The following is a 23,173-nucleotide window of genomic DNA, read 5'->3' on the forward strand; positions in this document are numbered from 1 at the left end:
TATTTGTCTTTATTTCGCTTAATGACATTTACTTTCGTCCCATGATCAGCGCGGCTTGCTTTAAAATATCATTCTCCCATCAGTAAAAACATTCTCCAAGTCAGGAAAGCTCACAATGTAGCATCCTATATGGTTTAGCTTTTCTTTCTCAATTACAGCATAGTACTTATACATAGTCACCTGATTAATCTCCTCATCCTTCAGCAATTTCACCATTAGCTTTTACTATTGTCCCTTTAGGGTATTTTTTAAACTCTTCTAATCTATCATCATGTTTTAGTTCACTTTCTGTAGGCTTAAATCTACTTCCCATTTCCATCTCTGTAACTATTCTTACCGGTCTAGAAATATTGGGCTTTCCAATTAACCATACCACTGTTCCTTTTTCAGAAACAGAATACTTTATCTCCCTGCCTTTCTCCATTGCCTGCGTTTGATGTTTAAATCCCCTTTCTTTAATGTCCTGAGAATAGCTAATAGCAAGAGCGATTTTTCCTGCTGCCCTGTGGTGCAAACGAAGTCTCATCGCTACTTCATGGACCATTTCATGAATCACAATTATAATCTCTCGTTCGTTATAATAATCACGCATTAATATTTTACTTTTAGAAAATAATTTTTGGATAAAAGTGTACTTTAGTAAACGCTCTAATTTGTAAATTCCTCTATACTATATAAGTAAGATCCTCCTTTAACCAACGGGGAGGACAGCTATCAACGATATTATCATTACGACCACTAACAAGAATAATGGAAGAGCCCAACCTGATATAAAACCATGCATACATCTTTTTAGAAGTTAAATTAGCTAACACATTCCTACACGCTATAAAACCATTAGTTGTGCCCTTTTAAAGTACTTTATTCTTCACTAAACAAAAAAACTATCCTCCTCATAAATTTCTATGAGGAAGATAGTTTTTTTCTACGGTATAGAGTTTAGCCTAAATTGATTATGATGCTACCAAATATGGGGTCTTCGGCTGGGCATATAACTTTTGTTAACTGTACAGAAAGAAATATGAAGGTTATATTCGTTTTTATTCTATATCCTTTATGGTTATTTTTTGCTGTGGGGTAAAGCTAACATATTCATAAATTTCCTCGCTATTAACAGTAGCATGATATCCAATCTCAACTAAATAATAATCAATTGACTCTTCATTCAGTTGCTTCTGAATAATCTTTGCTTGCTGCAATATTTGATCCTTGGTCAAGTTGCCCTTTTCAATTTCCAGCATAATGTGAATGGGTCTTGGTACTTTAACTTTGGGTGTCCATTCCGTGACATCGTTATTGTAAACCTCGATATCTGTAGCCACTGAATGGAGTTCCGGAACTTTTTTCTGCAGGAGCGTTAGAATATACTGTTCCGCCTGTTTATTTAATTTTTGTGAAGTATTTTTATCTATACGGGATTCATGGATCGTATCAATAAATACTTCATAAGGTTCGGAACTTTTGACATTGAATTTATAAGTTGTTTCCACACCAAGGGGATCCTTTTCTAAGACCTCAAAACGAATGTTTTCATTAAAACTATCATACCTTGCATACCACTTAATTTTTAAGTCCCTTTCAGGATATGTTTTTTCTAAATAAGCTTTAAGGCTCTCCCTGGCTTTGGACATTTCATATGGATTCCCGGCTGCTTTGATATAGATACCTATTACTAATGCTATTAGTGAAGCGGAAATCATACTGTAAATCATTTTCTTTTTCATAATTATTTCTTCTCCTCCATTACTTTACGAATACAAAAACCGATGGTAATTCCGATAATAGTAAATATTGCATGCATGGCGAAGGCGATTATAGTAACTATCAATTCTCCTGAAATACTTTCTAAGGGAACACCGCCGAGCAAATCCGTCATATACTTCAAAATACTCCACATTAAGGTCGGAACAGCTGCAATTAAAAATGCCATGATCATAGAATGATAGAATAAATAAGTGATGGTACCTAAGATGGTATAGGTTAACACGAAGCCAACACTGCCATTCATAAGACTTGTGCTCATTGCTAACAAGAATGCAATAGCCACAAAAAATATTTGGATAGAAGTCACCCGCAATGTTATTTTCCGGATCATCTTTTTCGAAGAGAGTCCCGTCTTTACCTTTGGTGCCAGTGGAATTTGCGATTGTTCAGCTATCTGATGGCACTCATGGCATCTTTGCAGATGTTCATCAACAAATCGTTTTGTTTGTGGCTGTAATAGTTTCTCTTCATAAAGCGGTAATAAATCTTGCGTAATCGCACACTTTTCATTCATATAGTCAACTCCATTTCCTTTTGAATGCGCAATTTTAAACGGTGAAAGGTCACACGTGTATAGTTTTCAGTTTTACCTAGCAGCTCTGCAATTTCCTTAAAGCTTAGTTCGCCGTATATACGTAAAAGTACTAATTCCCTTGCATAATCATCTAACTTTGAAATATGATACAAAAGCTTTCTCATTTCCTCATGAATCTCTGCTAAATCCTCAATTGAGTGTATGTCAGCTTCCGGAATCGAAGCGAGTTTCTGGATTAAGCTTTGCTGATACTTGTTTTTGCGATAATACTTTTTTAATATGTTATTCGCAATTGCGAATATCCACGTCGACAAGGTGGAATGTCCATTAAAAGATGCGATATTTTTACACGCCTCATAAAAGGTATCATGACAGAGATCTTGAGCAGTCTCTCGATTCGCTGTTTTCGCATAAAAAAACGCATATATTTTGGGTTGGATCTCCTCGTATTCTTTCTCAAGCTTATTCATGACGACCTTCTCTCTCACTTTGTTCTTAGTATTAATACCGTACCTACACATTTCGTTACAAACTTTTTTAAAATTATTAATCCATGTTTTAGAATTACAATTTGTATTGTTGCTTTGAATCAATGATTGATGATTATAGGATTGTAAGTGGCGTACTACAAAACATCTTTCCTTTTAAATATGGAAACATGGGTAAGGATACTTGGATTCTAACTAATCCCTTAACTAGTACCAACCCCAAAAAAATACATGAGCGCCAACTGTAAGACATGCACACAAATCAAACACGACTAAAATCCCTTTCAATAAAGAACTAAAAGAATATTTAGGGAATTGTATTAAGATGATTTAGGAGAAGGCATACTGGAGTTTTGAGCTTTATGTTAGAAGACAACACGTTATGTTCTTAGGGGACGGTGACTGAATGATCGCTTTTCTACTTGAGGGGAAAATGAAAAAATATTAACTATATAGGTACAACAGTCATACTTTTACTTGTTGGATGTTCTAATATTGAAGATTTTATTTCATGAGAAGAGGCAAAACAATTATTAATTGAAAAGCATACGAATCATAATGGAAATCCTTGTATTATGATTCGTATATGTGGAAGATAACTCTCATTTTTATAAAAATAAAGATAATAAAAATCTAAAATAGATAAAGGAACAAAAGATGAAGATGGTGAGATTGCCAAGTCGTAAACCAAATCTGCTTTTAATACATATAAGCTTCCACTAGCTCATAACTTCTTTCTTCTGTAAGTCTCGCCTGAGTGGCGACATATTCTAATGAGGCCATTGTTCCCCCTTCATATTTCACAGACGCCTCCTTGGCAGTTTTGTCTCGATAGATGAGCCAATTGCGCTGCTCTGCTCTCAGCTTGTTCATTTCACTCACAGGAAGCTGATTTTTAAGCGCACCATAAATGTCATTCATTTCCCGATCCCACCTTTTGAAAATTTCTCCGTACGCTTGTCCCATTTCTACCTGTGTTCCGCTTTCTAATTGCTTCTCAAATTCACTTATACTGGCTTTAACATTCGCCAGTTTATTTAAATATTTAGCCTTTTCACTTTTAACAGGAGCAGATTCTTTTTTTTCTTCGGATGTTGTCTCTTCGTTTTTCGGACTGGCTGCTGGTTCTTTTACAATAGGGGCCTGTTCACTGCTTTTTTTTCTCTTCACTTCTGCAGCAGGTTCTTCGCTACCCTTTTTTGTTTTCACCTCTGAAACCGGTTCTTCACTACTTTCGCTAATTCCTGATTCTTTGCTGGTTTCATCGCTGTCATCCGCCCTTTCGACTTGTTCTGCCGGCTCTTCGATGATGTCTTTATTTTCTGGAACGGTGTCGGATACTTCATTGCTTTCATCACTTTCTACTTCTTTTTGTACCTCGTCCGTGCTATCCTGAATGGCTTCTTCCTGCGTATGAATAGCTTCTTTTTCTGATAAGGGCTTTGTTATTTTCGCTGTATCATCAGATTTTCCATCGTTAACACACCCTGCTAACAATAGAGAAAGTGCCAGCATATATCCTAGTTTCTTCATTACCTAAATGCCTCCTACTATGAATTCTCTTTTTAAAATCTGGTATATCTATAAGACTCTGTTTGCGTTCGGATCATTCTTCTTTCGTTTCATTCACAGGCAGGTAAACAAAAACAATTGTTCCGCTCCCATACTCGCTTTTTATATTGATGGCTCCTCCGTGTTGATGAACAATATTACGCGCAATCGCCAACCCAAGCCCTGCACCGACTGATTTTGCATCAATTTTGTAAAAAGACTCCATGATATGTGTGACGTCTTCCTGCTTCATTCCGATTCCTCGATCCTTGATTTTAAGCGCAGCCATCCCATCTTCTACATACTGCACTATTTGAATATCACTGCCTTTTTTAGAAAACTTAATCGCATTATCCAGTAAATTAAGCAGTACTTGCCTAACCTTGTCCTCGTCTGCATAGATCAAAACAGGTGTAGATTTAACCTTTATCTGCACGCTTTTTTCAGTTGCTTTTTTTTGAAGCTGTAAAGCCACTTCTTGCACAAGCCTGTCATATTGCACTATTTCTGGTACGAGAGTAATACGATTGGACTCATATCTTGAGAAGTCTAATAGGTCTTCCACTAATTTCATAAGGCGTTCTGATTCACTATTAATCATATGAAGACCGAAGTTCATTTCCTCCTCCGTTAAGCCATCTGGTGACTCCATCGTTTCTGCCCAGCCCTTTATTCCAGTCAATGGTGTCCGTAGTTCATGTGAAATCGAAGAGATGAAATCCGTTTTTAATCGGTCCATTTTGACGATCTCAGCTGCCATGAAATTAAGCGTATCCGCCATTTTGCCCAGCTCATGAGGAAAGGTTTCCTCTATTCTTTTTTCGAACCGCCCATTGGAAATTTCCTGGGTGAACTGGATGATCTGATGAAAAGGACGGACAATCGAATCTGCGAGGCGAAGAGCGACAAGAAAGACAATAGCGGTTACACCAATACATACGAAGAATCCGTAATTCATCAGCCGGCTGACGGTTTCCTGCACGTCGGTCAAGGAAGAAGCGTATCGAAGCACTCCAACTGCCTGTCCATTCATTATCAGCGGTATATAGACAGCCAGCACTTTCTCGCCAGATGTAAGCTCCTCTTTTTGATAAACCATCTTATAGGAAAAGATATTTGTATCAATCGGACGGATTTTGTCTACATAAAAGCCGGTTGATGATTGCAAAAGCTCGCCATCACGATTCAGCAACTCCAATTCAGCTCCATCATATTGGTAACTTTTAATGACAAGATCACTATAGTTTTCAAGAGCCACGTAATTGAATTCGTTTCCACTTTCCCAAGTCGGATTAATCGCTTTGACATGGTTTTGAAAGGCCTGGGCGATTCCCTGATAATAGTATTGTGTGAGGGCAATACCAAAGACCACCATAATCAAACTTAAAGTTAACAGAATAATGATCATAAAATATAGAATGACTTTACGTTTCATTCGTTACTCTTTCCATAAATAGCCCCGTCCCCAATCGGTACATAAATAAACAGGAGAGGAAGGGTCAGCTTCAATTTTCTGACGAATCCGTCGAATATTTACATCAACGACTTTTAAATCACCGATATAATTTTCTCCCCATACTTCATCTAGCAGTTCATCTCTCGTATAAACCTGGTTTGGATGATTCATTAAAAAGTGAAGAATGGAATATTCTGTTGGCGTAAGGTGGACCTCTTTTCCTAAACAAGTTAATCTTTTCTTTATTGTTTCCAATTGAAATGGACCAGATAGAAGCGTTACCGCGTTTTCTATTGAACCACCGGACTGCTGGATTCTGCGTAAAAGTGAAAATATTCGGGCCTCCAGCTCTGCCAGACTGAAAGGTTTGAACAGGTAGTCATCAGCCCCGATGACCAGGCCTTCTATTTTATCCTCTTCCTGTGTTTTTGCGGTCAGCATAATGATGCCGACTGCCTGATTCACCTTTCTGATTTCCTGGCATACTGAAAATCCATCCAGCCCGGGAAGCATAAGATCCAACAGCACAATGTCAAATGCCTCCTGATGGAATATATGCAATGCATCCTCGCCTGTTTCGGCTTCCCTGACTTCATAACCCTTTCTTTTAAGATTTAAGCAAACAAAGCTGCGTATTGATAATTCGTCTTCTACCACTAGAATTCTCTTCATAATTTTCCTCACTTAAAAATCATCTTCTAATAAATGAAACTGTTCAAAAGGAAATGTGTGATATTCATCCCGGTTGGAATAAAAAATGGTGTCCTGCGACTTCTTTAAAATATGTTTGGACACTTCAGACAGGTCTTTGCTTGTCCACCTTATCTCAAAAATAGGCGCCTCTCTAGGGATGGAAAGTAACTGGACACCATTTTTGATCTTTTTAATAGTCACCTTGCGCTGCCACTCGACCGGGATTTCGATATAAAATCCATGCACCCGGTCGGTATATCTCTCGGTGACTTTTTTCGACTTTCCGCTTATGGAGTATGACAAATAAAACTCGATAAATGGAATGTCCTCGAAAGGGGCATCTTCCCATCCTTTTGGAATATACATTCCCCCTGTTTCTGTAATACCGTCCTTATTAATGTCCTGGCTGTAAAGAGAGTACTCCCTAATGGCCTGTTTCTTGTCAACCCTTACAAGCTTCCCCTGGTCATATGCCACGATCTCTGTGATCATCGAGTGAACGCCAATCTTGCTGTCAATGAACAGTGCCTTCTGACCGTCTCTTAATGTGCCGCTGGTCATATGCTCATGAAAGGCATACGCATCCATATCAACCGACGAGTGCCGCTCCAGTTTCCCCTTTTTATAATGGAAGAGCCCAGCCGTAAAGGATTCCCGTCTTTTCCCCTCCACCAGCAGCACGTCCGTTTTTTGATCTCCATCGTAATCAGCAAAGTCCAGTAAGTGGTAGGTCCGGTCGAGCCGCTTCTCAAGTCCGTCCGGGCCATACTGATAAATAAAAAGCTGGCGTTCCGGTTCGAACTCAGAAGTACCCAAACCGATGGCAATTTCCATGCCCTCCTTATCATCCAAATTAAGGAGACTGAAGTAATCAAGGATTGGATACTCCATTTCAAGAAGAGCCACTTGCAGCCAGCTCTTCTTGTGTTCCTTCAGGATAAGTAAATGGAGGTTCGCATTCTCTTTTGGCTGTTTGTATACAACAAAGGCTTCTTGTTTTCCATCGTTATCGACGTCTTCCATGAAGATTGATTGTTTGACCACCGCTCCTTTGGGTGTTACATATTCCATTCCGGGCGGTACAAGCTGCTTCAGGGTTTCATGCAACTTCCTTTTTTGTCCATCCTCAAGTGCAGGCGCTTTAATCAGATTATTGGGAGATTCCGCTACATTACAACCAGATAAAAAGATGCCTAGCGAAAGGTATATCCCGAGCTTACGTTTCCATTTATTATTCATCCTATATACTCCCATTCATGAACTTTGCCTTTTCCTTTAAATAAAATGGGCTGTCTTCATTATAAAATCTCTTTTTAAATAAATAGTTACAAAAAAATGACAATAAAGTATGGTGCTACATTATATTTGTGTACTAACTAATTATTACATTTATCGTCAAATTATGTAACCATTCCTTTACAGCAACTTCCCCCTCCCAGTCTTATTTTGTAACTTTTTTGTAACTACTTGGCGATTTTCTCCTCTTATTATACTAATAGAGGGAAAGCAAAAAGACGTTTATTAAAAAACAATTGGTAGTGTATCAGGAAATACAATAAAAAGCAGGTGGATTATATGTGTGGATTTGTAGGCTATTTAAATAGACGGTCCTTAACAGTGAATAATAAAATGAGAGAAAAAATAGCGGCAATGAACAAAACAATTATTCATAGAGGGCCTGATGATGAAGGATATTTTCAAAGTGAATGGATTCATTTTGGTTTTAGACGACTCAGTATAATAGACGTGGAAAAGGGCAGCCAGCCCCTTTCCTATGAGAATGAGCGCTATTGGATTGTATTTAATGGTGAAATTTATAACTATATCGAATTAAAAGACGAATTGCTTAAAGATGGGTATGGATTCAAAACGGATACCGATACAGAAGTGATTTTAGCTCTTTACAGCCGTATCAAAGAAGGAACAGCCAGTAAATTGCGTGGCATGTTCGCTTTCGTTATTTGGGACAAGGTGGAGGAAAAACTCTATGGAGCGCGGGACCCATTTGGCATTAAGCCGTTTTTTTATAGTGAGCAGCCCGCTTGTACGTATTTCGCTTCTGAAAAAAAAGCAATACTGCAGACAATGGAAGCAAGTAATGAATTAGATGCCCAATCGCTTCAGCATTTTTTAAGCTTTCAGTATGTTCCGGAACCTCACACAATGTCGAGGATGATTAAAAAACTACCACCCGGACATTATTTCACTCAAAAGCCGGGAGAAAGCATGATAGTGACGTCGTATTGGCGTCCGACATTTGCGCCGTCTAACATGGAAAATAAGGAGATGATCAAAGAAATTCAGGAATCATTGATGAATTCAGTGAGCGTACATATGAGAAGCGATGTTCCGGTCGGCGCCTTCCTCTCAGGTGGCATTGATTCATCTTTCATTGTTTCTTTGGCAAAGCGGATCAACCCAAACATCAAAACGTTCTCGGTCGGATTTGAAAACGAAGGGTACAGCGAAATTGATGTGGCAAAAGAAACGGCTCATCGGCTGGAAGTAGAGAATGTTTCTTATTTAATTTCACCTGAAGAATTCATAACTGCCTTGCCGAAAATCATTTGGCATATGGACGATCCGCTTGCCGATCCAGCAGCTATTCCATTATACTTTCTAGCGAGAGAAGCCCGGAAACATGTAAAAGTCGCTCTGTCAGGAGAAGGGGCAGATGAATTATTCGGCGGATATAATATCTACAGAGAACCTCAATCATTACAAATGTTTTCCTACATGCCGACTTCTGTGAAGTCTCTTTTGAAAACAATGGCGTCCGGCATTCCAGATGGTGTGAGAGGAAAAAGCCTGATCGAACGAGGAACCACTCCGCTGGACGAGCGATATATTGGCAATGCTAATATTTTTAATGAAAAAGAAAAAAAGGACTTGCTGGTTCACTATCTAGCCAATGCTGAAAATAAAAAAGTAACAGACAGGCTGTACGCTGATTCCTTTTCTTATGACGATGTGACCAAGATGCAGTATATTGATATTCAAACCTGGCTGAAGGGAGACATTTTATTAAAAGCCGACAAAATGTCAATGGCCCATTCACTCGAGGTAAGGGTACCCTTTTTGGATCGGAACGTATTTAATACCGCTTCCAAACTGACCGCCAGCCAAAAAATCCATAACGGTCAGACTAAATTTCTGCTTCGTGAAGCAGCAAAAAGTATTGTGCCCTCACATGTATGGAATAGAAAAAAACTGGGATTCCCAGTACCTATCCGCCATTGGCTGAAAGATGAAATATATGACTGGGCGGTTCAGCTTATTAACGATAGCCATACCGACCATTTGTTCAACAAACAGGCGGTTCATGCCTTGCTTGCCGATCATGTCTTAGGGAAAAGAGATAATAGTCGAAAGCTATGGACCATCCTCATTTTCATGATCAATCATCAAATTTATGTAGAAAAGAAATATTACTTTGGCCAACAGCCAAAGTCCTACGCGTACTTAACGTCTTGAGAGTATAGTAACTATATAAAAGAGACTTTTAGATATAAGCTGCCCCAATAGCAATCTACTTTGGGGCAGCTTATTAATTAGACTCTCTGTCTTCTCCTTATACTCCACTAAAGTGAACCTCTCCACCTAAATCAAAGAGTTTGACGAAGCATTCCATGACTAAACTCCAGAATAGGAGTGAACTCCCTATTTCTGCGCCCAAACACCGAAACATTGTTTTGCCAGCATGCCTTAGAAGATGGAGCAGATCCTGTGTTTCTCTAATAAATACCTGGATAAACATGAAAACGCACTGCTAGTACAAGTCTTTTTCGTAAATATTGATTAAATCTTTTACAGCCGCCGCCCCTCTCGGATGTGAAGCCCCACCAGTAGAACAAATAGTACCCATTTCTATTGTTTCAAAGAGCACCTCTTTGTTAGTTTCATTTACATGAGATAATGGATGCTCTTCATCACGTTCACATGGTGTTACATCTAGAATGACTTTTTCATCTTCCTTATAAGCGCGAGCCATTAATTTTATATGACGATTACTCATTTTTTCTTTATGAATGTCTTCTCTAGTTAAGTGCTCAATTCCACTAACTTTTATATCTTTTAATAAATAATTTGTTCCTAAAAGACTGTTTGCTAGTAACAAAATTTCACAAGCGCTGTCAAACCCTTTTACACCCAAAGATGGATCTGATTCTGCTATTCCTTTCTCTTTAGCTATATATAACGATTCTAAAAAAGAGAGATTATTTTCATGCATGTATGTCAAAATAAACTTGGACGTTCCATTTAAAATAGTAAGCTATTTAGCTCCTCAGAAGTCAACTTTTAAGAGGCAACTTTCCTCTTCTATTGCTTGATCACATCTACGTGGTTATCGTAAATATAAACAAAGAGACTTACTTCTTTTTACGTTAATGATCTATGTGGATATACAATTAAATTATCCATCTCTCATCTTATTGATTGAACTGACTCCTCAATAGTGATCATTTTCAGAAAAATGGACCTACTTGTTTTTTCTTTTTGAAAGGCTCAAATTAAGCTCTAAAGAATCTTCTGATATGTAATGATAGGGAGGACATCTCCCAAAAAAGCCGGTTTTCACCACGTTAAGAGGTGAAGCCGGCTTCTTGGTCTCCTGCTCCTATAAGAGTCAGGCTGGATTTTTAGTCTAAATAATTTTGTGTATGATCAAATTCGATAATATACATAAACCGTGAGATAATCCATTTTATATGAAATAAACGTCCAGAAGATAGTCAAATCTGTTAAAGTAAACCACCTTTTTCATGACATATACAAACCATTCAACACAAGGTGTAACAAATGAAGACAAGAATATAACTAAAAATTTGTTGTCATTTCGTCAATAAGGGAGCTGCGTAAACGGTGAACATCACGGACTGGCGGCAGCCCAAACATTCGCGCATACTCCCGACTAAAGTGCGATGGGCTCTCGTATCCGACCTGAAACGCAGCTTCCGCCGCATCGATCGATCCAGAAAAGAGCAGACGGCGTGCCTCTTGTAATCGAAGGTGTTTTTGAAACTGGATCGGACTCATCCCAGTGACTTCTTTAAAATAATGATACAAAGACGAGGGACTCATTCGAGCCTCTTCTGCCAATTCATCTACACGCAGAGGCTGAGCAAAGTCGCGGTTAAGCTTCTCGACGACCATTGCGATTCGTTGTGCATGGCTTCCGATGACTGCAAATTGCATCAAAGAGGTTTTGCTTTCGTTTTGAAGTATCCGATAAATGACCTCCCGAATGGTAGAAGGCGCAAGCAATGGGATATCCTCCGGCGCTTCGACCAGTTTCACAAGCCGCAACACTGCATCCATGAGCGTATCGTTCATCCTGCTTACTTTCAACCCTCGACCGGTCTCTCCTCTTGCTCGTATGGCCTCCCCAGATACCTGAATAACATCAAGAATCTGGTCCATATCGAATAGAATCTGCAAACTTAAATACGGTGTTTCTCGCGAAGCTTCTATCACTTGTCCTGTAATCGGCAGATGTATCGAGGCGGTTAAATAGCTGTTTGGATTATAATGGTATGCCTCTTGCCCCAACATAACCGCCTTTGAACCCTGTGCTATGATGCAAAGGGATGGCTCATAGACCGAATAAACAGGTTCGGATAACCGGGAAACACGAATGAAGCGTAAACCGGGAACTTGCGTGTCATGCGTCCCGTCTGTCGGTGTGAACTTCTCTATAATCTGTAGCAGTTCTCTCCTTTGTTTTTTGAACCATTCACTCATCCTCTAGTCCCCTTTCATCCACACGAATAATTTAACTTTATCTTTTTCTGGAGGAATAGGCAATCATTTCGTATGATTCTGCTACCGCCTAACTTTCGATTGATAAGATAATGGTTATATAAAAATTGCGTTGCACAATTACAAAGTTCGTAACAGTAAAACCAATGATCAGGTATACACAATTGTGCATTCGTAAATGGGAGGAGAATATTCTGAAATGAATACTCAAAATGTAAAAAAACATCCTTATGTTGGAATGTGGGTGACAAAAGACGGTTACATCCGGCATGAATTGTTGTCGAACGGCCGGTATGACGAAGCACGTGGAAAGCGGAAGAGCGCTTATCAAGGCCAATATACTATCGTAGGCGATCATATTGAATATGTGGATGATACAGGATTTACGGCAGACGGCGATTTCCGAGATTCGGTTCTCTATCACGCCGGTATGGTTCTCTATCGTGAAAAATAAAAGTGAATCCCAGTTTTCATAAATCAATTCAAAAGGAGAAATGTATAATGTCCGAAATCAATGGAAAAGTAGTTGTGGTTACAGGTGCGAGCAGTGGGATTGGTGAAGCAACGGCGAAGCTTCTCGCTAGCCGGGGCGCCCATGTCATCATTGGAGCTAGACGAGTAGAACGGTTGGAAGCTCTGGCATCCCTCATTGAGGCAGAAGGAGGTTCTGTCGCTTATCAACAGCTAGACGTTACAAATATCGGTGAGATGCAGGCGATCATTCACTTGGCGCAGAGCCGGTTTGGTCGTGTGGACGTCGTCGTGAACAATGCTGGTGTGATGCCTCTCTCTCCCATTGAAACCTTGAAAGTCGACGAATGGAACCGAATGATCGACGTCAATATCCGGGGGGTTCTGCATGGCATTGCTGCGGGCCTCCCCGCTATGAAAGAGCAACAATCCGGTCACATAATTAATGTGGCTTCCATCGGTGCCTACGCGGTCTCGCCGACGGCAGCGGTATATTGTGCTACTAAATATGCCGTTCGTGCCATCACGGAAGGTTTAAGACAGGAGGTTGGTCGCAACATCCGGGTAACGCTCGTCTCTCCCGGTGTGACCGAGTCCGAGCTTGCAGAGAGCATTTCAGACGACGAGGCCAGAGAACTGATGAAAACATACCGGCGTGACGCTCTTCCGGCTTCGGCTATCGCTCGTGCTATAGCCTATGCAATAGAGCAGCCAGAAGATGTTGACGTGAACGAGTTGGTTATCCGGGCCACAGCCCAACTTGCTTGACGCTATCAATAAACTTCATGTAATTGGATAACAAATTGGGCAGTCGGTCCTCAAAACAATCCAGCTGTTGTTTTGGAATAAAGTTTGATTAAAAAATTCTAGTCAATCCTTATTTAACAGCAATGCAAAAACTCCATTTTGAACAAAATTTGTTCAAAATGGAGTTTTTTGTTTTAGCTAAGCATGGGATCTTTATAAAAAGTTTGATCATTTCCTGCTAGTGTTCCTCCACAGTCGCGCCCTTTTGTCGAATAAAGGGTCAATGTTGCCTACAGTCAGAATAACTCCATTTGTTCACACAAGGCTGGTTCCAATTTGCCGGATCGGCTGTCCTTTCCAATATTTCTTAAACAGTTTTTCAAATTGAGGATTCAGGTCTTTCGTGCAGTTTGTCTGCCTAGGGAACTGTATTTGAGGTTTAAACCCCTTCTCTTCAATGTCCCGAGAATAGCTAATAGCAAGAGCGATTTTCCCGGCTGCTACGTGGTGCAAACGGATTCTCATCGCTACTTCATCAACCATTTCATGAATCACAATCATAATCTCTCGTTCGTTATAATAATCACGCATTAATATTTGACTTTTAGAAAATAATTTTTGGGTAAAAGTGTACTTTTACGAACGTAGCGAGGAATACTTTATGAGAGAGTATGTTGTTGGAATAAAGTTTGATTAACAATATCTAATGAATCTGCATTTTACGGTAAATTATAAGAATTCATTTTGAAAAAGTCTCTAATTAAAATGGATTCTTATCTAGCATATTTAAGTTTCGATTTTATAAAAAAGTTGTGTTATTTTCTACATATGTTGTTCCATAATGGCGCCCTTTTCCTGAATAATTAACACAGACTTCTATTAGCTGAAGTTTTGGAAAGCTGTAAAACGTAAAGATATAGAGCGTTGTCGACAGCTAGGCAAACGCTTCTTTTGATACTGTTTCACGCTTGGCGGTAATGTAATGGATCACAAAGGACTCCAATATATCTTTCATGCGTCGATAAGGTGTCACAGTCTGTTATCTAAATTCGTCGTTTCAGTCAAAGGAGATATAGAAGATTTATCTGTTTAATGAATAACAGGGATAGGATAAGTAAAATTTTGCATGAAATAAAAAAAACCTAACTAATAATCATTAGGGCAAAATCTTTTCAGATTTTAGCACATATTGAATTGTAAATTAGATTATTCCTCTCCTAAAATAGCCACTGGACTAAAGGATTCGTAATGAATATGTCCTGTAAGTATTCCCCATTCTTTCAAAGCTCTTATAATGGCTTCCATAAACGGAAGAGATCCACATAGATAAAAATCAGCGTTCTTGTCTGAGACATTCGATTTTAGAAAATCCAGATCAATGTACCCTTCCTTATCATAATCTTTCCTCTGTTTATCTTCATTGGTAGGTGAATCATAACAAACAAGCGATTTTAAGTTTGTATGATTATTTTCTAACTGTTTAACATGGTCTTTAAAAGGGTGATACTGACTGTTCCGAGCTGCGTGTATAAACGTCACTTGGCGATTCTGTTGCTCAGACACGACAGCATTTAGCATACTTAGAGCAGGAGTAATCCCAATACCACCACTAATCAAGACAACAGGCATGCTGCTGTTGTTCAGTACAAAATCCCCCGCCGGAGCAGAAAACGAGAGTGTATCTCTCTTTTGAATCTGGCTATGTAAATAATTCGAGACGATTCCCTCAGGAGTGCTTTGATGTTCATCTTCTCGTTTAACACTAATTCGATAATAATTCTTTCCAGGGGCTTCAGAAAGACTATAATGGCGAATATGTGTATATTTTTCACCAGGAATTTCAGCCTTAATAGTAAGGTACTGTCCAGGTTTGTATGTAGAAATTGCTTTTCCATCTTTAGGTTTTAAATAAAATGAAGTAACATCCTCGCTTTCTTTTACCTTTTTATCTACATAAAAGTCTCTATATCCTTTCCATCCTCCGGCTTGATGTTCAGTTTCTTCATAAAGCTTTTTTTCAAGGCTTATAAATGCATCTGCAATATATCCATAAGCTTTCCCCCAAGCCTCAATAATTTCATCAGTGGCAGTAGTACCCAGTACATCCTTTACAGCTTGTAGTAATGTTTCACCCACCACAGGGTATTGTTCAGGCTTTATTCCAATCGCTCGATGTTTCTGGGATATTCTCTCAATGACTGGTTTAATTGCATCAAGATTAGTAATATGTTCTCCAGCTGCATATACAGCATATCCCAAAGCTTCTTGTTGAAGGCCCCTTTTCTGGTTGGTTTGATTAAAAACATTATATAAATCAGGAGCTTTTTCAAATAATAATTTATAAAATCTTTTCCCAATTTCTTTACTGTTTTCCTTTAAAATAGGGGCAGTGGATTGAACAATATTAATTGTTTTTTCATCAAGCATGCTAGTCACCCTTTCAAATGTTGTAATAAGAAATTAGATGGTCTTAACAAGTTCGAACTCCATTTACTTAATGAAACACAATTAGTTGTTCCCTGTTTTTAAGGAAATAATGCTTTCTATTTTATTACCCAGGACTACAATTTTTCTAGGAACTTTCTCTGCCCGTCTTGCAATCTGTAGCAGACATACTGTTGTTTTCCCATATAAAATAAAACTTTATTGTTTTCATACTCTATATCCCCTTAGTTCATATAACACCATAATGAGAAAATTTCTGTACGAATAAACCTCTTATCCGGCAAGAGGTTTTCTTTTTGTTTCTTTTTCCCCTATATATTATTTTGTATATTATTGATTTTACAAGGTTTTTGGTATTCCGTTTATTACTATGACTGCATAAAAAAGTTAAGTTTTATGCATTTCTATTCCCCATCACTATAATCGCTTATTCAATAATCCTATCAATTTCTTTTGTGCTCGTTCGTTCTTCATTATTCTTTTTACGCGAATTGAACTTTGCAAATAACATCTAACTTTCCTATTTGTAAAAAATAAACGATGGTAACGCTCATCAGTATATATACTCTCAAACCAATCGTATTTCCTTAGCTGTTCAATATTACCGCCAATTTTTTTAGTATCCCAAATACCATTATCAACATATATTCCCACGGATAAGAAATCACTAGCCAACTCTAAAATTGCTTTTATCACTGCTTTTACTGCTCCTCTAAATAAGGATTAACCTCTCAATTTAAATTTTATTAAGCGTATGTTAATACACAGTAGACGGATTAAGCGACAGAGAGGGGAGAAGAAAGTGCACTAGGAATGCAGATATTGCGACACAGGATTCCCTGCAAATTATGATGGCGACATTGTGTGAGGGTCATGTGGTGCGGAATGGGAAGAAGCTAAAATCCTAGTTGAAGACGAAGATGACTAATGCACAGTTCGATCATTATGCGCATAAAAAAGCCCCCTAATTAGGGATGTAGGGGGGAACAAGATGTACTTCTTAAAAAATAAATCTTTAACACAGGGTCCAGTTCCCAAAGCCACCAGTAATTTGAGTAGATATGAAAAAGTTTAACATTTTTTCTTTTTGCATTTTTTATTATCAGCGAATATTGCGATAAATGTACCCGACAAAACAGTCATCCATAAAATGAGATCCATTTTTCCACCTCCAATCGGCTAGTTATATTATTATACTTCGGATAATGCGGGTACAGCAATTGCGGATTATCGAGAAAAAATGAAAAGTTAATGTCACAGTTCGTTGGGAATACACAGTATCTTAGGCGCTATTCTAGTGAAGCATAATAACTTTTGTTGTTTGGGAAATATAATATTTATTTACAGTATAATAGCCTCAACACAAAAAAGGCCAAAATTGGCCCGAAAATACAGTGTTCTCGAATCAAGCCTTGTATAATATCACTGATATATCCAAAATCCTTATTCTTTATTTAGCAGCTTTTGAGATACGTCCGCTTCCTTTACCAACTCAACGAAGTTAGGGTTATCTATACTCTTAATTTCCCAATCACCTGAATTATATTTATGTATTACCGAAATGAAATTTCCCCTCGTATATCACTATGTTCTCTGACATATTCATTTCCCCCTATAATTTATCCCCTTGTTTCTTGTATAGGAAATCTAAAATCTCACAATTTCCTGCTCATAGAAACCTTTCGATATAATGCAATTACATCTGCATTTTCAGCCTCCCATGTTTCATTCCTTAACATGGGTATATGAAATTCTTGTTCCATCTCAGTCATTAAAGAAGCCAGCATTTCATCTTTTTGTTCATCTGAAAAACTTCCCTGAATGATTGTTTCATAACGTTGGTTATATTCCGCTAGCGTCATGGTGACACCTTCTTTTTAGCACGTATTAATGTACTCTTAGAAATGCCCGTTATCCCTTCAACTTCTTTGTAAGAGTGAAGTTCCAATAAATCTAAAGCATGTTCTATTTGTTTTTTGCTGTACTTCTTTGGCCTACCTTCTCTAAAGCCTTCACGCTGTTTAGCAATCGCTTTTCCCTCTTGTGTACGTTCTACAATCATATCCCGTTCAAATTCAGCAAAAGCACTCATGACATTAAATACAAGGCGGCCGGTCGGTGTGTCCTCAACTAATCCCATATTCAAAATGTGGACCTTCACACCTTTTTCAAATAGTTCTCTTACGGTCTGAATCGCATCAACGGTAGATCTAGCGAAACGATCCAATTTGGTTACGACAAGAGTATCGCCTTTCTCCAATAAAGTCAGTAACTTTCGAAATTGCGGTCGATCCGATTTCGCCCCAGTGAGTTTCTCAGAAAAGATCTTGTCGCAGCCTTCTTTCTCCAGAGCTTGCATCTGTGATTCAAGATCCTGTCTAATTGTACTTACTCTGGCATACCCATACTTCATTATGTAGCAGCCCCTTTTCGACTTCATTTATGGCACTAAGTTTTGATACCTGCCCACACCTTGATATTACTGGATCTGAATATCAGTGTCAAGTCTTCTAACTTTTGACACTACAAAGTAATTCATTTTACGGAAATGACAAGAGATAGGAGGGAATTTTCATGAACGCTTTGTAGCTTTATGGGTACATAATTGACAGTGATTTTTTCATCTTTTTTATACTACTGCTGGTTCAGAGAAAAAATTGTGATAGATTAATGTATTTGAATATCTCTATTTCATAAACCTTTTTGTAGTCTAATTATGTTTAATATTATAATTACCTAGCAACCTTACCACTATTCTTTTCTTATCACTCTGTGTCTATTGGTTATATATGGTTAGCGTTGCTTTAGATATAAAAATTAGATATAAAAAGATCATATCAACAATCAATTTAGAAAGATGACTAGAAAGGATTACTATGAAAAACAACTTTATTATTGGCTTTTTAATTCTTTTAATTTTAGCGAATGGATGGTCTATCATTTATCTTGAATTACCCTTTTGCGAGATAAATATTGCTTTGGCAGCTGTCTCTATACTTATAATGAGCCTTTTGCACAATCGTTTCGTTTTCTTATATGCCATCACCGTTATATTAAGTTACGGAGCTTTCTTAACTGTTTATGCCTTTGTAAATAACCAATCATCAGAAAAACAAATGCTATATATTTATGATCATCTACTACTGACGAGCTTCTTATTGCTTTTCTGGATATTAATTAATTATGTAAAAACCATCAGTTATGAGAATGTGTTTCTCAAAAAACAACTTTCTCTTCTAGAAAAGTTTGATAAAAAAACAAGCATTTTAACTCCTCATGAGTTCATTTATCAGGCAAAATGGATTTTACGATCTGCCCAACGAAATGGACAGGCCTGGATGATCAAAATGACTATTAATTATGAAGGGAAATACGTGAAAGAAAATTTACAGGAACACTTGGAAACTATCGTCCTGTCTTCTATGCGTCAGCAGTTTGATTTAGTAACAGCTATACCTGATCAAATTTATTTTATTTTAAAGGATACCGACGAAGCAGGGGTAAAAATTGTTTTGGACAGAATTGAAGGAAAACTAAAAAGCGAATTAAATACCATTACTCTTCCATATGAAGTAACAGTTCAGCATTTTAAAGATGAAAATCTACTAGCGCCCATAGAGGGGGAAATACAATGACCTGGCCACTACTCATAACAATGACTTTTTTCTGGTTATTGTTAATGTTTTATTCAGCATTAACCATTGCAGGTGTATGGTATCGGCTTACTTTTAAACCGTTAAAGAAGCTTGCAAAATATCCAAGCGTGGCTGTTTTGATACCTGCCCACAATGAAGGAGTGGTTATTAACCAAACATTGCGCGCCATGGCGAGACTGCGCTATCCTGGGCAAATGGATGTCTACCTGCTTGATGATAACTCAACAGATAATACCGGTACAATTGCTCAAGAGTTTTCCAAACTATTTTCTCATATCCATTACATCCCCGTGCCTCTGGGAGAACCAAAAGGAAAATCTCGTGTACTCAATTATGGATTAAGCATCTCTCACTCTGATTATTTCATTGTATATGATGCTGACAATGAACCAGAGCCAGATGCCCTTGTCAAACTGGTAGAAGCAGCCAAGAACACGCCTAAAGCGGCAGGAGCCGTCGGTTATGTAAAAACCAAAAATATTTATGTTAATAGCCTAACCCGCATGATTGGCCTTGAATTCCAAGTATTTCAATTGTTAATGCAATGTGGCAGATGGACTTTATTTAAATTAGGTTCTCTTGCAGGAACAAATATGCTATTAAAAAGAGTCATTCTTAAAGAAGTTGGGGGATATGATGCGTATGCTTTAGCTGAAGATGCAGAGCTGACCATTCGTATCACCGCTGCTGGTTACCGATTACCTGTTGTCCCCTCCTCAAAAACATGGGAGCAAGAGCCTGAAAAAATCAAAACGTTTATTAAGCAGCGGACTCGCTGGCTTATAGGTAATATTTATTTACTGGAAAAGTCCTTTCATGATTTATCTCACTGGAAAGGACGAACATTCATTCTCTCCATGCAGCATTTGTTAACTTACTTAATTTTTGTCCTTTTGCTCTTATTCTCAGATATTTTTTTTATTATGAGCGTGTCAGGCTATACACCGCCTGACATGAAGGCACCTTTATTAATTTTGTGGTTTATGAGTTATATCGTTTATACATCACAGCTACTAAGCGCTCTTGTCGTGGATCGAAATGTTTCTTTTATGAATGTTTTATTTGTACTGATCATGTATTTTACTTATGCCCAGTTATTTATCATTCTTTTAACACGTAGTTTTGCCATGTATATATGGAGTAGAATACGAAAAAAAACAATCGGATGGGATAAAACAGCCCGTTTTAAAAATAAGGGAGAAAGCCAATGAAAAATCTCTATCGACGGTGGGGGTTCTGGATATTAGTTATCATCTTGTTAATCAGCCTAGTCTTTTTTACCTTTTACGGACAAGAGAACGGAAAAGAAGATAGCAGAGAAAAAAGAGTAGTTGAAACAGTGAACAACCATTATATAAATACTAAGTATGGATTAATTCAAGCTTATCCTAACCAGCCGAATTCTCAGTATTTATCTGAAAGTATAGGCTTATATATGGATTATTTACTCCACATCGAAAACAAAGAAGCCTTTAACAAATTGTATAATGCCTTTTACAACTACTTTGTTGTGGCCCAAAAAAAAGAAACCTATGTTAAATGGGAGCTGGATAACGAGACTAACACTAATGCGCTAATTGATGACGTGAGGATTATAGCCGCACTCCAAAAAGCTGGTCAGATTTTCAAAGAACCAAAGTATGAACAGTTGGCTCAAAGTATTCAGGAAACAATATCAAAAAATCAAAAGAGACAAGGCTATTATGTTGACTTCTATGATTGGTCGATGGAGAAGCCATCAGCGAGAATTACCTTAAGTTATTTGACCCCTGACTTTTTTTCGCTTTTTCCGAATACCGAGCAATCGAAACAGCTACTCATCCATTTAAACGATAATAAAGATCCCTTCTTTCCAGAGTATTTTGATATAGAAAAAGAAACCTACGCACACAATAAAACGGTGCATATGATTGATCAATTGCTAATTGCTATTAATCGAAAAAATATTGGCTATAACTCGGACAATTTCAATCAATGGCTTTTAAAAGAGTGGGACGATAAGCACAAACTTTTTGGGCAATACGACCGTCAGTCTCTACAGCCTTCTGTTTCATATGAGTCATTATCTGTGTATTATTATTTGCAAGCTTATTTAAAACAAATTGGCAAGCAGGACGTAGCTGAAGAAGTCATCAAGCGAGCAAAGCAGTTAGAAAACGACCCCATTCTCTATAATGCTCATTTTTTTGATTACATTCATTCTGAATATATATTTACTTATTAATAAGACGTGTTTAAAAGTCGACTATCTATTGGCTTTTAAACACCTATACTATATGGATTATTCACAACTGATCCCTCGCTATCTCCACTAGCTGCATGATACAAGTGTCAATGTGTCAATGTGTTATATTTTTCGTGTTCCAACCATTAGCCAAAATATTTGGTTATGTAGCTCTAAAAGGGGCACTGTCAGGAAAATGCGGATTTACAATGCTAAGGAAGTTTCAATCTATAAAAAAGCTGATTTCCTGAGGTATTAAGAAATCGACTTTTTTATTTACCTTGTTCAACTAATTCTATTCGTTAGCTTAATAAATACCTAACTGTAATTTTAGGATTAACTCTTTGTAGTTCACAAAACAATCCCTTATAGAAAGAATTGCAAAATAAGAAGAGGGCTTTAAATCAACTAATAAGCATTCATCATAGATTACGCTAATATTCAATTCTTTTTGAGGTTTAAGTCCTTTTTCTGTGAGCAAATTCGCTAATTCCAAATAAATGTCTTGTAGATTTTCATCAATAGACCTTTCTATCGCAATATGCCCAGCAAAGCTGCCTCACCATGCCTTAAAGGATTGATATATTTCATTAAATTCATTTAAAGTATCATCGTCTTTAGCAAATAACTCCTGGTAAAATAAGCTTTTTTCTTCAGTGAAAATTTTTAAGTCATTTAATGATTGTTCAGAAGTTCGCTTCGATATTTCGTCCCATAACTCCCTATAATGCATAACAAAGTCTTTTCGGAATTCGCACTTTGTTGGTATATAAGGGAATTTCAATTCATTACTACTCTGACTTTGATTTAAAAATATATTTTGGATATAAATTAAAAAATTTAATGATTGGGAAGCTTCTGTTCTCATTAGCAATGTATTTTTCATTCAATACCCTCCCTAATTGATCTACTTTCAAGTATTACAATAATATAGATTTTAATCCACGCTTGTTCAACAATCCTTACGGTTAGTTCAATAACAAAACTGAAATGTAGATAATTTCGACTCATCCTTTTTATAAACGATATGACTTTCTTTAAAATGGTACATCTTTTTTATAAACAGTACGTCTTTATTTCAAAGCTACATTTGACAGTATTTTGCACAGATTTTTCAGAGTTAATTTGCTCAATAGAGACATGAGAGGCACATGATTTTTTTGTTGGTAATCATGTGCCTCTTTCTCAATTATTCAAGTATTTATTGTTCAGCAGTTAATAATAAAAACTTGTCCTTTATACGGTATGTGTTTGAAGTTCAATGAATAAAAGAGAGGATCCTTTAACAACTTTGTCTTTTTTTCATATATTTTCTCTAAGCACACCTTATACATAAATACACTTTTACGCGAAATTGAATAGCATGCTACGGTATGGTCAACA

21 protein-coding genes and 1 pseudogene are annotated in these 23,173 nt (G+C 37.5%); 6 read left to right on the forward strand and 16 right to left on the reverse strand.

Annotated features, from left to right (window positions below):
• Positions 1 to 193: 193 nt before the first annotated feature.
• The 8 genes from ACH0BF_RS21585 to ACH0BF_RS21620 form a co-directional block, all read right to left on the reverse strand.
• Entirely contained in the window at positions 194 to 661 is a 468-nt protein-coding gene (locus tag ACH0BF_RS21585) for a DinB/UmuC family translesion DNA polymerase (RefSeq protein WP_406910292.1), read from the reverse strand.
• A gap of 379 nt (positions 662 to 1,040) precedes the next feature.
• On the reverse strand, positions 1,041 to 1,724 hold the full coding sequence (locus ACH0BF_RS21590) for a YfjL-like protein (protein WP_406910251.1): 684 nt from the start codon (positions 1,722 to 1,724) through the stop codon (positions 1,041 to 1,043).
• A gap of 2 nt (positions 1,725 to 1,726) precedes the next feature.
• Positions 1,727 to 2,278: a zf-HC2 domain-containing protein gene (locus ACH0BF_RS21595; RefSeq protein ID WP_406910252.1), complete on the reverse strand. Its 552-nt coding sequence runs from the start codon at positions 2,276 to 2,278 to the stop codon at positions 1,727 to 1,729.
• Entirely contained in the window at positions 2,275 to 2,769 is a 495-nt protein-coding gene (locus ACH0BF_RS21600) for an RNA polymerase sigma factor (protein WP_406910253.1), read from the reverse strand. Before ACH0BF_RS21600 ends, ACH0BF_RS21595 begins: the two co-directional genes overlap by 4 nt.
• 717 nt (positions 2,770 to 3,486) lie before the next feature.
• Positions 3,487 to 4,320 carry a lysozyme inhibitor LprI family protein gene (locus ACH0BF_RS21605; RefSeq protein ID WP_406910254.1) on the reverse strand — a complete coding sequence of 278 codons (834 nt, stop codon included), beginning with the start codon at positions 4,318 to 4,320 and terminating at the stop codon, positions 3,487 to 3,489.
• 73 nt (positions 4,321 to 4,393) lie between these two features.
• Positions 4,394 to 5,773, reverse strand: coding sequence for a sensor histidine kinase (locus ACH0BF_RS21610; RefSeq protein WP_406910255.1), 1,380 nt, complete (start codon positions 5,771 to 5,773; stop codon positions 4,394 to 4,396).
• A 3-nt stretch (positions 5,774 to 5,776) separates the two neighbouring features.
• Positions 5,777 to 6,466, reverse strand: a complete 690-nt coding sequence (locus ACH0BF_RS21615; protein WP_406910256.1) for a response regulator transcription factor — start codon at positions 6,464 to 6,466, stop codon at positions 5,777 to 5,779.
• Between the two features lie 12 nt (positions 6,467 to 6,478).
• On the reverse strand, positions 6,479 to 7,726 hold the full coding sequence (locus ACH0BF_RS21620; RefSeq protein WP_406910257.1) for a VCBS repeat-containing protein: 1,248 nt from the start codon (positions 7,724 to 7,726) through the stop codon (positions 6,479 to 6,481).
• A gap of 336 nt (positions 7,727 to 8,062) precedes the next feature.
• On the opposite strand from ACH0BF_RS21620, the gene asnB reads away from it, so the two are divergent.
• Entirely contained in the window at positions 8,063 to 9,961 is a 1,899-nt protein-coding gene (asnB, locus tag ACH0BF_RS21625) for an asparagine synthase (glutamine-hydrolyzing) (protein WP_406910258.1), read from the forward strand.
• 295 nt (positions 9,962 to 10,256) lie between these two features.
• Here the strand turns inward: asnB and ACH0BF_RS21630 are convergent, their stop codons facing one another.
• Together ACH0BF_RS21630 and ACH0BF_RS21635 are read right to left on the reverse strand one after the other, a co-directional pair.
• A complete protein-coding gene (locus ACH0BF_RS21630) occupies positions 10,257 to 10,754 on the reverse strand; it encodes a hypothetical protein (RefSeq protein WP_406910293.1) in 498 nt (165 codons plus the stop codon).
• 551 nt (positions 10,755 to 11,305) lie between these two features.
• On the reverse strand, positions 11,306 to 12,229 hold the full coding sequence (locus ACH0BF_RS21635; RefSeq protein ID WP_406910259.1) for an AraC family transcriptional regulator: 924 nt from the start codon (positions 12,227 to 12,229) through the stop codon (positions 11,306 to 11,308).
• 217 nt (positions 12,230 to 12,446) lie between these two features.
• On the opposite strand from ACH0BF_RS21635, the gene ACH0BF_RS21640 reads away from it, so the two are divergent.
• Positions 12,447 to 12,701, forward strand: a complete 255-nt coding sequence (locus ACH0BF_RS21640) for an Atu4866 domain-containing protein (RefSeq protein WP_406910260.1) — start codon at positions 12,447 to 12,449, stop codon at positions 12,699 to 12,701.
• Positions 12,702 to 12,748: 47 nt separating this feature from the next.
• Positions 12,749 to 13,486 carry an SDR family oxidoreductase gene (locus ACH0BF_RS21645; RefSeq protein ID WP_406910261.1) on the forward strand — a complete coding sequence of 246 codons (738 nt, stop codon included), beginning with the start codon at positions 12,749 to 12,751 and terminating at the stop codon, positions 13,484 to 13,486.
• Between the two features lie 294 nt (positions 13,487 to 13,780).
• Here ACH0BF_RS21645 and ACH0BF_RS21650 read toward each other — a convergent pair.
• The 5 genes and pseudogenes from ACH0BF_RS21650 to ACH0BF_RS21670 all read right to left on the reverse strand — a co-directional run.
• A pseudogene (locus ACH0BF_RS21650) lies at positions 13,781 to 14,068 on the reverse strand (DinB/UmuC family translesion DNA polymerase); the annotation flags it as partial.
• A 603-nt stretch (positions 14,069 to 14,671) separates the two neighbouring features.
• Complete coding sequence (hmpA, locus tag ACH0BF_RS21655; RefSeq protein WP_406910262.1) at positions 14,672 to 15,892, reverse strand: NO-inducible flavohemoprotein; 1,221 nt, start codon at positions 15,890 to 15,892, stop codon at positions 14,672 to 14,674.
• Between the two features lie 435 nt (positions 15,893 to 16,327).
• The gene (locus tag ACH0BF_RS21660) at positions 16,328 to 16,606 is read right to left on the reverse strand and encodes a hypothetical protein (protein WP_406910263.1); all 279 of its coding nucleotides are present in this window, start codon (positions 16,604 to 16,606) and stop codon (positions 16,328 to 16,330) included.
• Positions 16,607 to 17,565: 959 nt separating this feature from the next.
• Entirely contained in the window at positions 17,566 to 17,772 is a 207-nt protein-coding gene (locus ACH0BF_RS21665; RefSeq protein WP_406910264.1) for a hypothetical protein, read from the reverse strand.
• Positions 17,769 to 18,323: a recombinase family protein gene (locus ACH0BF_RS21670; protein ID WP_406910265.1), complete on the reverse strand. Its 555-nt coding sequence runs from the start codon at positions 18,321 to 18,323 to the stop codon at positions 17,769 to 17,771. Before ACH0BF_RS21670 ends, ACH0BF_RS21665 begins: the two co-directional genes overlap by 4 nt.
• Before the next feature lie 463 nt (positions 18,324 to 18,786).
• Between ACH0BF_RS21670 and ACH0BF_RS21675 the strand changes: the two genes are divergently transcribed.
• From ACH0BF_RS21675 to ACH0BF_RS21685, 3 genes are read left to right on the forward strand one after another with little or no spacing between them, the layout of a single operon-like run.
• Positions 18,787 to 19,545 carry a hypothetical protein gene (locus ACH0BF_RS21675; protein ID WP_406910266.1) on the forward strand — a complete coding sequence of 253 codons (759 nt, stop codon included), beginning with the start codon at positions 18,787 to 18,789 and terminating at the stop codon, positions 19,543 to 19,545.
• Positions 19,542 to 20,777, forward strand: a complete 1,236-nt coding sequence (locus ACH0BF_RS21680; protein ID WP_406910267.1) for a glycosyltransferase family 2 protein — start codon at positions 19,542 to 19,544, stop codon at positions 20,775 to 20,777. The genes ACH0BF_RS21675 and ACH0BF_RS21680 overlap by 4 nt, the downstream gene beginning before the upstream one ends.
• The gene (locus tag ACH0BF_RS21685; RefSeq protein ID WP_406910268.1) at positions 20,774 to 21,790 is read left to right on the forward strand and encodes a glycosyl hydrolase family 8; all 1,017 of its coding nucleotides are present in this window, start codon (positions 20,774 to 20,776) and stop codon (positions 21,788 to 21,790) included. The genes ACH0BF_RS21680 and ACH0BF_RS21685 overlap by 4 nt, the downstream gene beginning before the upstream one ends.
• Positions 21,791 to 22,349: 559 nt before the next feature.
• On the opposite strand, the gene ACH0BF_RS21690 is transcribed toward ACH0BF_RS21685, so the two are convergent.
• The gene (locus tag ACH0BF_RS21690; RefSeq protein ID WP_406910269.1) at positions 22,350 to 22,676 is read right to left on the reverse strand and encodes a hypothetical protein; all 327 of its coding nucleotides are present in this window, start codon (positions 22,674 to 22,676) and stop codon (positions 22,350 to 22,352) included.
• Between the last annotated feature and the right edge of the window lie 497 nt (positions 22,677 to 23,173).

This window comes from Pseudobacillus sp. 179-B 2D1 NHS (assembly GCF_045370945.1).
Classification (GTDB): Bacteria; Bacillota; Bacilli; order Bacillales; family Domibacillaceae; genus Pseudobacillus.